Origin of the sequence: Peribacillus simplex NBRC 15720 = DSM 1321 (genome assembly GCF_002243645.1) — a bacterium.
Classification (GTDB): Bacteria; Bacillota; Bacilli; order Bacillales; family DSM-1321; genus Peribacillus; species Peribacillus simplex.
This window is the reverse complement of sequence record NZ_CP017704.1, coordinates 1454705-1469179: the sequence shown is the minus strand read 5'-3', so window position 1 is coordinate 1469179 and position 14475 is coordinate 1454705. Positions and strand designations below refer to the sequence as shown.

Genomic DNA, 14475 nt, shown 5'->3' with positions numbered 1-14475 from the left:
TCTTTTTTATGTAATTGTTAGCGGGTCATGTTGTATATTTACCCGAGTAAAAGATTATGAAACCTATTTGAAAATTTCTATTTTTGAAGGGAGAAGTAAAATGCTCACACTTATTAAAAATGGGGAGCTTTATGGTCCGGAATATATGGGCCAAAAAGATATCCTCTTGGTTGGAAAGCAAATTGGCTTCATCGAGGACAAGATTGATGTACCTGCCAATTTCGTTGAATTGGAAGTGATTGATGCGAGTGGCCAAATCGTGGCTCCGGGTTTTATAGATGCACACGTACATATTATCGGCGGAGGTGGGGAAGGGGGCTTTAAAACGAGGACTCCTGAAATCCAATTAACAGATGCCACTTTAGCGGGTATAACGACATTGGTAGGGGTAATCGGAACAGATGGAACGACAAGGACGATGCCGGCACTGCTTGCTAAAGCGAGAGCGCTTGAAGAAGAAGGAATTAGCTGCTTCGTTCAGACTGGTTCCTATCAAGTTCCAGTCAAGACGTTAACCGGTAAGATCGAAGATGATTTGATTCTTGTGGAAAAAATAATCGGTGTTGGCGAAATAGCCATTGCCGATCATCGTTCTTCGCAGCCGACTGCAGCTGAACTGGCTAAACTGGCCTCTCAAGCGCGTAATGGAGGTCTGTTGTCCGGGAAAAGCGGTATCGTCAACATTCATGTCGGCGACAGTCTAGATCATTTAGATGTAATTGAAGAAGTTGTCGAGACAACGGAAATACCGATCACTCAGTTTTACCCTACACATATAAACCGAAATCCGCATTTATTCAATGCAGGGGTGGAATATGCAAAAAACGGGGGGTATATCGATTTTACAACAAGTACGATCCAGAAGTTCCTTGAAGAAGGGGAGGTCAAAGCAAGTACAGCAATAAAAAGGGCACTGGAAGAAGGGGTTGAAATCGGGCAGATCACCATAACTTCAGATGGACAAGCAAGCCTGCCTGACTTCGATGCCAGCGGTAACCTGCGCGGTTTGAACATTGGTACATGCATGTCCTTATATGATTGTGTTGTCGATGCGGTCCTCGAGGATGGAGTGACAATTGCCGATGCCATAAGAGTTGTGACGGAAAATCCTGCAAACATTTTAAAACTTTCTGCAAAGGGACAGCTTGCGGTAGGTAAGGACGCCGATATCATCATGATGAAGAAAAAAACTTTAGAAATAAATAGTGTGATCGCGATGGGGCAGACCATGGTAAAAGATGGTGAAGCAATTGTTAAAGGAACATTTGAAAAATAGATTTTTCTAATATGGTGAAGCTGAAAAAGGAAATATGGCAGGAGCTATTTCCGGTGCGTGTAATAACCCCATCAATCATGAAATGCAAAAAAGACCCATAATTATATAATGGGTCTTTTTGTGCTGGATACTGTTTGGATGAAGGTAACCCCTGCAAGGCTGCAAGCAAGGAAATGACTTGAATCGATCGAAGCATATCCAACAATTGGTAGGTTTTCTGGTGATTTTCGATGAAAATTTCACATTAACGGTTCTCATTTTCAAAATGAAGGTGAAGTATCAGAAAACATATTCTAAATAAAGGTAATATGCAAGAAATTCATTCTATTTAACATATTATTAAAAACTTGGATGTATTATCCTTTTATATAAGGAAATGTAGTTTATGAAACAGCATTTAATCACAGACATAAAGACCAATAAAAACATTTTGGGCTGTTATTTCATGACTGTTCAAAACCTTGGTAAGTTTGCGAAACAAATCTATCTTAAGGGGAGAAATGATATGGAAAAGACGGGAAACCCAATAATGAAAGCGTATTCAAATGAAGATGAGCCGGAAATGTTTCGTGTATTGACTCCTGATGGGGAAATCATTGAAACGATTGATGGGAAAATCGATAAATCACTGATGTTAAAGATGTATGAGAGCATGCTCCTGCTCAGAACATTTGACCGAAAATCAATTAATCTCCAGCGCCAAGGCAGGATTGGAACTTATGCACCTTTCGAAGGACAGGAGGCATCCCAGGCAGGAAGCGCTTTAGCGTTGTCAGCAGGGGATTGGATGTTTCCCACATACCGTGATCATGGAGCGGCAATCATTCATGGGCAGGAATTATACCGTGTTTTCCTATACTGGATGGCGCATTTTGATGGCTCAATTTGTCCAGAAGGAAAAAGGATATTGCCTCCAAGTGTTCCCATTGCCACTCAAATGGTTCATGCAGTTGGAACGGCTTGGGCAAGTAAGATTAAAGGCGAAAAGAATGTTAGCATTGCTTATTTTGGTGATGGAGCCACTTCTGAAGGGGACTTTCATGAGGCACTGAATTTTGCTGGCGTTTATAAAACCCCAACAATCTTTTTCTGCCAAAATAATGGCTACGCGATAAGTGTGCCTTTTGAAAAGCAATCGGCATCCAAAACAATATCCCAGCGGGCTGCTGCTTATGACATTCATGGGGTCCGAGTGGATGGAAATGATATTTTCGCAGTATGGCTGACTGTAAAGGAGGCTGTCGAAAGAGCGCTTAAAGGGGAAGGACCTACATTAATTGAAGCGATTACCTTTCGCTATGGAGCCCATACTACTGCAGACAATCCGAACATATATCGCGATCAGGACGAAGTTTCAACGTTCTGGAGGGAAAACCGGGATCCCATTACACGTCTTAGAAAGTATTTGAATAAAGAGGGTCACTGGAATGAAAAGCAGGAGGAATTGGTTTTAAAACAATTCAACGAATTGATTGATGCTCACCTTCAAAAAGCCGAAGGGTATCCGAAATCCGACCCGCTCGAAATGTTTAACCATGTATATGCCGGGGAGTCATGGCATCTAAAGGAACAGAAGCAGGAATTGAACCAAATCTTAAGGAAAGGCGGGAAGAAATAATGGGCAAAAATTTAACGATGCTCCAGGCTATTACGGAAGCGCTGGACCAAATGCTGGGTCATGATGATCGCGTGATGATCTTGGGTGAGGATATTGGAGTGAATGGCGGAGTTTTCCGATCGACTGAAGGGCTTTATGAGAAGTATGGAAAAGATCGAGTTGTGGATACGCCATTAGCTGAATCCGGAATCATCGGCTCTGCCATTGGTTTAGCCCTTAACGGAATGCTGCCCATAGTAGAGATCCAGTTTCTCGCCTTTATTTATCCGGGATTCGAGCAACTAGTTTCCCATGCTGCCCGTATGAGGTATCGTACTCGTGGGCAATTTGGGGTGCCCCTCGTAATCCGCACGCCATATGGTGCCGGAATCAGGGGTCCTGAACTTCATTCCGAAAGTGTTGAAACCTTCTTTGCACATACTCCGGGTTTAAAGGTGGTTGCACCCAGTAATCCATATGACGCAAAAGGGCTGCTCATTTCTGCGCTCGAAGATCCTGATCCGGTGATTTTTTTGGAACCGACTAAATTATATCGGGCTTTTAAGGAAGAAGTTCCCGAAGAAATGTACCGAATACCAATCGGTCAAGCAAAAGTGGTCAAGGAAGGAAGCGACCTGACCATTTTTGCATGGGGGGCCATGTTAAGAGAGGCAATGAATGCCGCGAAAAAGATTGAAGCAGAAAAAGGCTGGAAGTGTGAAGTGGTCGATCTTCGAACATTATACCCTTTAGATAGGGATACGATCGTGCAGTCCATTAAAAAGACAGGTCGTGCATTAATCGTCCATGAAGCCCATAAAACTGCCGGATTAGGTGCGGAGATTATCTCCATCATTAATGATGAAGCTCTTATTTACCTGAAAGCGCCGATTAAGCGTGTAACAGGATTTGATGTACCGGTTCCGCCTTTTACAATAGAAGATCATTATTTACCGACTGTTGACCGTGTAAAACAAGGAATAGTCGAAACGATATCATTTTAATTGATGATTAAGGGAGAAGGAGGAAGTCGCATGTTGGAATTTAAACTTCCTGATGTAGGGGAAGGGATGCATGAAGGGGAAATTATCCAATGGCTCATCAAAGAAGGGGATGCGGTAAAACAGGACCAACCCATTGTTGAAGTGCAAACGGATAAAGTCAATGCGGAATTGACTGCTCCCGCAGCGGGAGTGGTCAGGAAAATATTTTTTTCCGAAGGGGATATCGTGGAAGTGGGAACCACTATATTCACAATTCAAGAAGAGAACGATATGCCAGCTACGGATACAGGCATTATTGAAGAAGAAATCCAAGTCGTGCGATCTGATGATGTAAAAGTAAATGCAGAGCATATTACGACTAAACCGCATCATGAGGCAGTGCGTGCGTTGGCAACGCCATTCGTGCGTCAAATGGCGAGGGAAATGAAGGTTGATATCGAGAAGGTTAAAGGCTCCGGTCCGGCTGGGCGAATTACCGAAAGTGACTTGAAGCAGTTTAAAGAAAATAACTCGATTACACGGGAAAATGCCAATCAGCATGATGACAAGATTGTTCAAGAGATGGCCCCGATGAAGGATGCCATCCAGGCAAAAGGAGTGGAGAATGAGTGGGAAGAGCGGATTCCGCTTAAAGGCATTCGTAAAAAAATCGCTGAACATATGGTAAAGTCTGTTTCGACCATTCCTCATGTAACCCATGTAGATGAATTGGAAATGGACCGATTGAAGGAATTTAAAAATCAATTAAAGGAGTACTCCGATGATAAGGATATTAAATTGACTTTCTTGCCATTTTTCGTTAAAGCCATTGTCATCGCCTTAAAGGAGTTCAAAACATTAAACGCTTCAATTGATGAAAAGACCAAAGAAATCATCCTGAAGAATTATTATCATATTGGGATTGCGACGAATACAAAAGAGGGTCTCATTGTTCCAGTCATAAAACATGCCGATCAAAAAACCATTTTCGAACTGGCTGATGAAATCAGGCAATTGGCAGCCCAAGCCCGTGAAGGGAAGTTGAGCATAGATCAAATCACAGGCAGTACATTTACCATAAGCAATGTAGGACCAATCGGAGGGATGCACGCGACCCCGATCATTAACTATCCGGAAGCGGCCATATTAGCTTTGCATAAAATGGAACATCGCATGGTCGTTCGCGATTTGGAAGGTGTTATCCGTTTAATGATGAATATGTCTCTTTCTTTCGATCATCGTTTGATTGATGGGGTAACAGCGGTGCATTTTACCAATAGAATCAAAGAATTGCTGGAAAATCCAATTCGTTTAGTTGTGGAGATGAGATAAATGGTAGTAGGGGAAGTTGCTGTAGAGACGGATGTTATCATCATGGGAGGAGGTCCGGGAGGATATGCTGCGGCAATCCGTCTCGGCCAGTTAGGGAAATCGGTCGTGCTGGTTGAAAAGGATAAGCTGGGCGGGGTTTGCCTTAATCGGGGCTGTATACCTTCAAAGGCATTAATTCACGCAGCTGATCAATACCAAAGGCTTAACGATTTAGGGAAAATGGGAATCCGGCTATCTCAGGAAAGAACGACTATGGACTTGGGAGTTTGGCAGGAGTGGAAAGCGGGCATCACTTCTCAGTTGAATCAAGGTATTGCCCATTTGTGTAAGGAAAATGGAGTGACGGTGGTTAAAGGTCAAGCAACCTTTTTATCTGATGACCGTATTGGAGTCGAAACCGATGGCGATTTTGAAACCTACAAGTTTGAACAGGCAATTATTGCGACTGGGTCCAGACCTTTCATTCCATCCTTCATTAAAGTCGATGGAGAATATATATTGGATTCAACATCATCTTTGCAGCTGCAGGAAGTTCCTTCAAGCCTGTCGATCATTGGAGGAGGATATATCGGAATTGAATTAGGTATGGCATTTGCAAAGCTAGGTACTAAAGTGACCATTATTGAGATGGCCAATCGCATACTCCCACAAGTTGCTGAAAACCTGGTAAAGGAAGTCACCCGGAATGCCAAGAAGCTTGGAATGAATATCAAGACATCCTCGAGGGTAGAAAAGGCGAGTGTAGTGGATGGTCAAGTACACCTTCATGTGTCCTCTGAAAAAAAGGGGACGGAAGTGGTCGTGAGCGAAAAGACCCTGGTTACAATTGGCAGGATACCTAACACTGAAGAAATTGGCCTGAATCGGGCTGGAGTTACGGTTAGTGAAAAAGGGCATATAGCAGTGGATATAGAATGCCGTACAAATGTGCCGCACATCTTTGCCATCGGTGACACTACACCTGGTCCGGCTCTTGCACATCGAGCGACCAAGCAGGGAATCGTGGCAGCTGAAGTGATAGGGGGGGTGCCAAGTGCCGTTGACTCACCTTATGTTCCCTATGTAATCTTCTCGGACCCACAAATAGCTGGGGTTGGTTTAAGCCGTGAAGAAGCTGAACAACAGGGATACAGCGTCAAGATCGGCAAATTTCCGTTCAGTGCCAACGGAAGGGCGCTTGCAACGAATGAAACAGAGGGTTTTGCTGAAGTGATCGTGGATGCTAATAGCCACATATTGCTCGGAATGCATATGGTAGGTGCTGATGCTTCCAACCTTATAGGTGAAGGGGTCCTTGCCCTGGAGCTGGCGGCTCGGGTCGAAGATATAGCCCTCAGCATGCATCCACATCCAACTTTGACTGAAGGGTGGATGGAAGCGGCTGAGGCAGTTTTGGGACATGCGATTCACATCGTAAATAATTAAGGTAAAAATGTAAAGACATGGGGATTACCAATGTAGTCCCCGATTAGAGTGTATTTTTTTTGGAGTCAGAAACCTGTCATTGGCCCCGATAAGGCAAGGCTATCAGCAAATTCACTCCATTCCGAAGATCAGACCCGGCGTTTGACCAAACAGTAGTAATTTTAGCCTGCAATGATTCCTCTTGTAAAACTAACGGCATATTGATATCATTTTTACTTTGGTGGTATGAGAAGATTTTTCAAGAAGGCTTTGCATCCTTCCCCTCCTAAACCATTACGGTTGATGGGATAATTTATCTATTCGCCATTCAACGATTGAAATGGGTTTAATTTTTTATACAAAGAAATCATGGAATGAAGGAGGCAAATGTAATGGATTCAAATGGTGGGTCACTGCAAAAGAGATTATTGCCGCGGCATATTAGCATGATGGCAATGGGAGGGGCAATAGGTACTGGTATTTTTAAAGGAAGTGCCGAAACCATATCGTTAGCAGGGCCAGGAGTCATATTCACTTATATTTTTGCAGGATTATTGCTGCTTGTAGTCATGGGTGCTATAGCAGAAATGGCAATCGTCTATCCAAATACTAATATGAAAGGTTTCGTTCAGAAAGCATTCGGTAAGCGCTTTTCATTCATCGTAGGCTGGATGTATTGTTTCATGTGGCTGTCCGTATGTGTCATTGAGGTAGTGGTGGCAGGAAGCTTCTTGCAGTATTGGCTCCCAGCGATCCCGCTATGGATATTAAGTTTAGGGTGTGCGGCATTCATCATTGGAGTTAACATGATGAATGTTAAAAATTATGGTGAATTCGAATTTTGGTTTGCTGGCATTAAGATTACAATGATCATCGTATTCATTATACTGGGAGCCTGTATTTTATTTGGAGTCATCCCAAGCGGCGGATCTAATTATCTGCATAACTTCACAGGGCATGGAGGGTTTTTCCCAAATGGGTGGATGTCCATCTTTTCGGCATTACTGATCGTTATGTTCTCGTATGGCGGTTCCGAGTTAATAGGGGTGACGGTAACGGAAACAAAGGATGCAGAACGCATTTTGCCGAAGGTCATTAAAAACTATATTTGGAGAGTCGTATTATTTTTCACCTTACCGATACTTGTAATCTGCGGTTTGATTCCTTGGAACGAAATTAGTGACCAGGCAAGTCCGTTTGTACAAGTTTTGTCAATGTCCGGTTTTCAGGGATCTGCACATATCATGAATTTCATTTTGATTACGGCCGTCTTATCTGCCGCTAACTCTGGAATCTATGGGTGTACTCGCATGCTGCATTCTTTAGCTGCAGAAGGGGAAGCACCCAAGTCGTTCTCTTATGTATCTAAAAATGGCGTTCCCTTATATAGTTTGATATTAAGTGCATTTGTCTTGATCGCCGGTTCCATGATTACTTATGTTGCACAGGACAAGGCATTTACTTTATTAATGGCGTTTCCGGGTTTTGTAGTATCACTTGTATGGATCAGCATCTGTTTAGCGCAGCTAAAACTTCGCAATTCATATCCTAAAGCTCCGAGTTTTAAATTGTGGGGCTTTCCATATGTAACCTTGTTTGCTGTAATCACCTTAAGTATCATTTGTGTCACGTTCGTGTTCAGTGAACAGAATCGGATCAGTATCATTGCTTGCCTTATAGTGTTGGCTGCATTAATCTCGATTTCGATTTTTAAATTTAAAAGTGTGGATGAACAGGAAACAACTATAGTAGAAAAGGATATTGCTAAATAAATCCATGGAAAAGATACGACATGAACAAAGGCGTCCATGTCGTATCTTTTATTTATAACCTTCGATATACTGCAACTTCATTTCGATCGTTCATGTACCTGAAGTTTAATTGATTATATGTTGTAAGGAGGTTATGAACCTCTCATTTTCAAGTGGAGTGCCGATGGTCACGCGGATAGTATTTTCATAGCCTAGCAAATGACCGGAACGGATGATGACACCTTGAATTAATAACTTTTCAAAAATATCCCTGCCAGGATGGGTCAGTTTGACCATCAAGAAGTTGGCATGTGAAGGGAAGAATGTTAAACCCATCTTGCTTAGTTCGTTTTCTAAATATCTTCTTCCTTCTCCATTCTTACGAACACATTTCTCAACAAATGGATGGTCGTCGAGGGAAGCGAATGCCGCAGCCTGTGCTAAACGATTGGTATTGAAGGGTTCCTTCACTTTAACTAGCTCTTGTATGATGGAAGCATCCATTAAACCGTATCCAATCCTTAATGCAGCCAGTCCATAAATCTTTGAAAAAGTGCGCAAGATAACCAGGTTTGAATGCATATTAAGAAGTGGTAAGGTTTCTAAATATTCTGCATCATCGACATATTCATAGTATGCTTCATCAACAATCAGTAAAATATGTTTCGGGACCTTCTCGATAAAAGTGCGTAACTTTTCTTTTTGAACGATCGTTCCTGTCGGATTATTGGGATTACAAACAAATATCATTCTAGTTTTTTCTGTTATGGCATCATACATACCCTGCAGGTCATGTACACCATTAATAAGAGGTATTTTTACAGGTGTGCCACCGTCAATCAATACATTCGTTTCATACCGTGGAAATGTCACATCAGCCATGATGACTTCATCATATTGTTGGATATAGGTTCTTGTTAACAAACGTATCACTTCATCAGATCCATTGCCTAAAATGATATGATCTTTATTGATATTCAATTTCCTTGCCAGCTTTTCAGCTAATGCAGGTGCCATACCTTCAGGATAAAAGGAGGTGTGCTCCATTTCAGTAAGCATGGCTTCCTTTGCTAGAGTTGAGCAACCGAATGGATTCTCATTGGATGCCAATTTAACGATCGTTTCAAGACCAAGTTCACGTTGCACTTCTTCAATTGGCTTGCCGGAAACATATGGGCTAATGCTTTCGATGTTTTGTCGAACCGGGATTTTCGTAAAGGTCAATGCAGGTTCCTCCCTTTGGTAAATTCTGAATTTTCTTTTTCTATTTGATTATTTTAATGATAGAATATTAACTGTTAAAATTACATACAAAAAAGAATGTATTTTTCGCTATCCATACAACATTTTAAAGAAATATAAGCTTATATTCCTTCATTATGAAAGGTGGTTGCTTCATGGATGAAATAGATGTCAGTTTACTGGAACTTTTACAAATGGATGGACGCATTACGATTAGTGAACTATCGAAAAAATTGGCTCTCAGTCGACCTAGCATCTCTGAACGTATGTATCGCCTGCAAGAAAAAGGGATCATCGAAGGGTTCAGTGCGAGGGTTTCACCTCTGGCAATAGGAAGGGGTGTACTTGTGTTCATTCAGGTGAGTGAACTTAAGGTTCCTGTTTCCGATTTTGAGCAATTGGTGAAAAATGATTTAGACATTATCGAGTGCCATCGTGTAACAGGAACAGTTGGATATTTTTTGAAAGCCGCTCTGGCTGATATGGACAGCATGAGAATACTAATAGATCGATTAATACCCTATGGACATCTGAATACATCCGTGGTTTTGACATCCCCGGTACCTTCCCGCTCCATTCTTCCAAGGATCAATGAAATGGAGGATCATGGTGCGAAATCTTAGGTGGTAGCTCAACTGATCCTGGTAAATGGGTTCGGACGGAGACTAATGAAGATTGGAATCTGGGTTTCTTTACAAAAAGGAACGAGGCGGAATGCCTGTTCCTTTTTTTGCGTTGTTATAAATCCATCAAAGCCCCGAAATATTGCTGGGCCGTCGTAAAACAAATGAATGCCATTAGTTCAGAAATCTCTTCATCACTGAATGCCTCCTTCAATACTTGGAAAAACTTTTCCTCCGTTTTTTCACGTTGCATGAGGAATACTTCCGCAAAGGCGATTGCATAGCTTTCTTTCATATCTTCCGGCTTTAGTGGAATCCCTTTTGCCTGACAGTATGAGCAGCCATTACCGAATGCCAGCACCCTTCTGACGTTTTCCTTTAACTTCTTTGAAAGTTTTCCATCTGCAGATATGCAATCTGACAGGTCCGACCATTTATGCGAAATATCTTCAGAATGAAATAATCTTTGAAACGGACTGGATCCCTGCGATGATTTTTTTATTCTTGTCATGAACATCTCCCCTTTGAGATAATCCTAATATAAAAAACCAGGAATATTAATTCCGTTTGTAAATCATTTTGATTGAATAATTAATAAATGTAAAGAAAAGAAGGGGAATAATAGTAAAATGAAAATAGATGAAAAAGACCAGAGCATCCTTGCTGAATTAACGATGAATAGCCGAATTTCCATGAGGGAATTGGCAAAGAAAGTAAACCTTTCCGCCCCCACCGTTGCAGAACGGGTACGTCAAATGGAGTCGTTCGGGATCATTAAAGGGTATGTTGCCGAGATTGATCATAAAAAGATCGGTTTCCCGATTGAGTGTATCGTGGAAGCAACGATAAAAAATGGGGAATATGAGAAATTCAAAAAGTATATCTCCAAGGTGCCGAATGTTGACTTTTGTTATCGAATTGCTGGGCAGGCTTGCTTTATGCTGAAAATCCACAGTGAGAGCCTTGAAGAAGTGGAGGAATTCATCAATCGGACGATTCCTTTTGCTGCAACCGTTACCCATGTCATCCTTTCACAGGTGGAGCGGGAACAGGAATGAGTATTTATGTTATTCCTTTCGGATAATAGTGTTTGGGGTTTCATCGACCATCCTCTCTATTGCCTTTTGTACTTGTGATATCAATGCTTATGGCACTGCTGTTCATGTTGAATGAAAGAAAGTTTAGTTTTGGTTCTTTTTCAATAAAACGGATAATTTACCGTGATTGAAATGTCGAATAGCGTTTTGAGTCGGTCGAAGCTCCCTTCGAAATGGAAAGCGATATAGAAAAAACTTTTATTACATGATTTGTGCAGCGCCTGGATATTTCCAGGTGTTTTTTAGCGATCAATGCTTTCGGGATTCATGAAAGAACCTGAATAAGCTAATGGAATAAGGGGTACATGTAATAATGGATTCGAATCTGAAAAGGTGGGGTGAGGTATCATGGAAGGCACTGACGACTTTAAACCTGAACTAGCAAGAGAAGCAGTCAATGTGATTGAAAATGTAGCTGGAACACATCCTGGTTATCGGCGTGCGCATGCAAGGGGATATGTTTATGAGGGAGTTTTTACTCCAAACGGAAAAGCGTCCTCATTAACGGTGGCTTCGCATCTTCAGAATGAAGCCGTGCCGGTGATCATTCGGTTTTCAAATAGCTCGCCGATTCCAAGCCATCCTGATGCCATTTCCCCTGTAAAGGGCATGGCCGTCAAGTTTCAATTGCCGAATGGAGAGGTGTCAGATCTTATTACTGTGACCATTCCGTTATTCTTTGCGAAAACACCGGAAGCGTTTGTTGATATTGCTGACTTTTTCAAATCTGCAAAAGAGGGTTTCCCCAATCTGAAAGAGCTTGCAAAAATCCTGTGGCAATACCCTGAAAGCAAGGCAAGCCTGCAAATGCTTAAAGAAATGCGTTCTCCAGCCAGTTTCTCAACGTGTCAATATTACTCCATACATGCATTCTATTTCATTAACGCGGAAGGAAGGCGGCAGGCCATTAAGTATGAGTGGGTACCTGATGCCGGCCTTAGTATGCTAGAAAAAAGGGAGGTAGCCAAGCATTCGCCAGAGTATCTGGATGAAGAAATGGAAGAGAGGCTCAAGCAAGGTCCGTTGGGCTTTAAATTGAACATACAAATAGGAGGGGAAAATGACCCGACTGACGATCCGACCACAGCTTGGTCGGAAGATAAACAGGTAATCACGATCGGGCATTTAAAGGTCTCCAAAAAATCGGAAGTGTTTAAAGATCATTTAATGTTTGATCCAACCAATATACCTGAAGGAATCGAGTGCTCGGAAGACCGAATCTTGCATTTTCGCCATAGTGCGTATGCTGTTTCATATGAACGTCGGATAAATAACCAATGAAATCATAAAAAAGGGGAACCCCTTACTAATGGGGTTTCCCTTCATATTGTAGGCAAACTTGTTTTCAGAAATCCGCTCCCTTTCCGCCAACAGTAGCGCCGAGGGCGGACCGCCCGCGGAAAGATAGTGCCTGGAGGCAATGCTCAAATTTCATAAACCCACAAAAAAACGTTTCATGGTTCGGGATGAAACCAATCCGAACCCCTTATTCGTAAGTTTACATTTTTCCGGATCTGAAAATGGTGTAGAGCATAAGTAAGAACATCAGGGTTGCGACGACAAATCCAATTTCGATAACCGGTATTTTCCAAAGAATCAAGGTTTCCCCGCCTATTGCAGAGCCGATAATGAGACCGACCATGATTATGCTGAATGCAAGCAGGATAATACTGAAAGACAGCCGGTTCGAGATTTGATCTAGCTTATGTAAAAAAACTTGAAGTTCAGGAATATTGATATCGAGCCGCAATTTCCCTTTTTTAATGATACCTGTTACTTCCCTGATATCCTTGGGTAGTTCGGCAATGGCTTCAGCAGACTCGATGAATTGATTCCAGGCGTTCTTCGCAATATTTTTTGGATTGTAGCGTTCCTTAAAAAGCCTTTCCCCAAAAGGTTCAGCTGCCTTCATAATGCTGAAGTTCGGATCTAGTCCTTCGACAATCGCCTCCATGGTAAGCAGAGCTTTGCCGAGCATCGTGAATTCGGGAGGGATTTGGACTTGGTGCCGATTGGCAACCGTGAACAGGTCATTGACTGCTCCGCCTAAGCTGATTTGGCTCAATGGGATATCATAGTATTTATTTCGCAGTTCATCAATATCCCCCTTTAATGGGGCCATATCGATTTCGTCCGTCAGGAGGCCCATATCTGAAAGCGTCTTGATCAATCCATTAGTGCTTCCGCGTTTCAGATTGATGACAAGCGAGGCGAACTGATACTTCGTTTCTTCCTCCAAACGTCCCACCATTCCGAAATCCATAAGTGCGACGACATTCCCAGGCAAAATGAGGATATTGCCTGGGTGGGGATCTCCGTGGTAAAAGCCATCGATCAATATTTGATGTAGCATGGAGTTCGCTAATCTTTCCGCGATTTGCCGGCGATCATACCCTTCATCATCAAGCTGTTTATAATGATTGATCTTAATTCCTTGAATGAAATCCATCGTCAGGACCCTTTTTGTGGAATACTCCCAATGGATCCTCGGTACCTTAAACCCTTGATCATCGATGAATTGCTTGGCTATTCTTTCCCCGTTTCGACCCTCGGAGTTATAATCGAGTTCTGCGCGGAGTGATTTAGCGAATTCATCAATCATTTTTCTTATTTGGTAGCGTCTTGCCCAAGATATCCGTGCTTCCATAAGTCTTGCCAAATCGTCGAGAATTTCCAAATCTGTTTCCACAGTCGGCAGAATATCGGGCCGCTGCACTTTGATTGCTACGACTTCCTGCGACGGAAGCCGTGCCGTATGGACCTGCCCAATCGAAGCGGTTGCCAGTGGTTTTTCATGGAATTCAAGAAAAATGTTTTCCAAAGAATCACCCAATTCTGCTTCAACAATTTTGCGAACCCTATCAAATGGAAATGGGGTGACCTGGTCCTGTAGCTTTTCAAGTTCGCGGACGATTTCGTCCGGAACGAAATCACGCCTCGTACTAGCAATCTGACCAAGTTTAATGAATGTAGGTCCCAAGCTTTGTAATATCGTATGCAGCCGCTCTCCGATTGAGCGGAGGTTCAGGTTTTCATCGGGTTGGAGTTTCGATCCCGCTTTGCTCTCGGATAATCCGAGGCGATAGATGAAGTAACCGAAACCATTTTTCAAGAAGGCATTAATGATTTCCTGGTAACGATGTGCGTGTTTCAGTCGCTTGCGAAACATT

The 14475-nt window shown here is 42.4% G+C and carries 12 protein-coding genes; 9 read left to right on the top strand and 3 right to left on the bottom strand.

All coding sequences use genetic code 11. From position 1 onward, the window contains the following. Positions 1-100 precede the first annotated feature (100 nt). The 6 genes from iadA (at position 101) to BS1321_RS06920 (ending at position 8364) form a co-directional block, all read left to right on the top strand. Positions 101-1276 carry a beta-aspartyl-peptidase gene (iadA, locus tag BS1321_RS06950; protein WP_063232324.1) on the top strand — a complete coding sequence of 392 codons (1176 nt, stop codon included), beginning with the start codon at positions 101-103 and terminating at the stop codon, positions 1274-1276. A 529-nt stretch (positions 1277-1805) separates the two neighbouring features. Further along, a complete protein-coding gene (pdhA, locus tag BS1321_RS06940) occupies positions 1806-2894 on the top strand; it encodes a pyruvate dehydrogenase (acetyl-transferring) E1 component subunit alpha (RefSeq protein WP_063232420.1) in 1089 nt (362 codons plus the stop codon). Beyond that, positions 2894-3877 carry an alpha-ketoacid dehydrogenase subunit beta gene (locus BS1321_RS06935; RefSeq protein WP_063232322.1) on the top strand — a complete coding sequence of 328 codons (984 nt, stop codon included), beginning with the start codon at positions 2894-2896 and terminating at the stop codon, positions 3875-3877. The genes pdhA and BS1321_RS06935 overlap by 1 nt, the downstream gene beginning before the upstream one ends. A gap of 30 nt (positions 3878-3907) precedes the next feature. After that, positions 3908-5188, top strand: coding sequence for a dihydrolipoamide acetyltransferase family protein (locus BS1321_RS06930; protein WP_063232321.1), 1281 nt, complete (start codon positions 3908-3910; stop codon positions 5186-5188). Then, complete coding sequence (gene lpdA, locus BS1321_RS06925; RefSeq protein ID WP_063232320.1) at positions 5189-6613, top strand: dihydrolipoyl dehydrogenase; 1425 nt, start codon at positions 5189-5191, stop codon at positions 6611-6613. A 371-nt stretch (positions 6614-6984) separates the two neighbouring features. Beyond that, positions 6985-8364 (top strand): amino acid permease, encoded by a 1380-nt coding sequence (locus tag BS1321_RS06920; protein ID WP_063232319.1) that lies wholly within the window; start codon positions 6985-6987, stop codon positions 8362-8364. Positions 8365-8469: 105 nt separating this feature from the next. Here the strand turns inward: BS1321_RS06920 and hisC are convergent, their stop codons facing one another. After that, complete coding sequence (gene hisC / locus BS1321_RS06915; RefSeq protein WP_094246588.1) at positions 8470-9567, bottom strand: histidinol-phosphate transaminase; 1098 nt, start codon at positions 9565-9567, stop codon at positions 8470-8472. Between the two features lie 173 nt (positions 9568-9740). On the opposite strand from hisC, the gene BS1321_RS06910 reads away from it, so the two are divergent. Next, positions 9741-10208: an Lrp/AsnC family transcriptional regulator gene (locus BS1321_RS06910; protein ID WP_063232317.1), complete on the top strand. Its 468-nt coding sequence runs from the start codon at positions 9741-9743 to the stop codon at positions 10206-10208. Positions 10209-10323: 115 nt separating this feature from the next. Here the strand turns inward: BS1321_RS06910 and BS1321_RS06905 are convergent, their stop codons facing one another. Then, positions 10324-10719 carry a carboxymuconolactone decarboxylase family protein gene (locus tag BS1321_RS06905; RefSeq protein ID WP_063232316.1) on the bottom strand — a complete coding sequence of 132 codons (396 nt, stop codon included), beginning with the start codon at positions 10717-10719 and terminating at the stop codon, positions 10324-10326. Between the two features lie 118 nt (positions 10720-10837). On the opposite strand from BS1321_RS06905, the gene BS1321_RS06900 reads away from it, so the two are divergent. Both BS1321_RS06900 and BS1321_RS06895 read left to right on the top strand, forming a co-directional pair. Continuing rightward, positions 10838-11266 carry an Lrp/AsnC family transcriptional regulator gene (locus tag BS1321_RS06900; RefSeq protein WP_063232315.1) on the top strand — a complete coding sequence of 143 codons (429 nt, stop codon included), beginning with the start codon at positions 10838-10840 and terminating at the stop codon, positions 11264-11266. A 387-nt stretch (positions 11267-11653) separates the two neighbouring features. Beyond that, positions 11654-12586: a catalase family peroxidase gene (locus tag BS1321_RS06895; protein ID WP_063232314.1), complete on the top strand. Its 933-nt coding sequence runs from the start codon at positions 11654-11656 to the stop codon at positions 12584-12586. 217 nt (positions 12587-12803) lie between these two features. Here the strand turns inward: BS1321_RS06895 and BS1321_RS06890 are convergent, their stop codons facing one another. After that, positions 12804-14474 (bottom strand): ABC1 kinase family protein, encoded by a 1671-nt coding sequence (locus BS1321_RS06890; RefSeq protein ID WP_063232313.1) that lies wholly within the window; start codon positions 14472-14474, stop codon positions 12804-12806. Between the last annotated feature and the right edge of the window lies 1 nt (position 14475).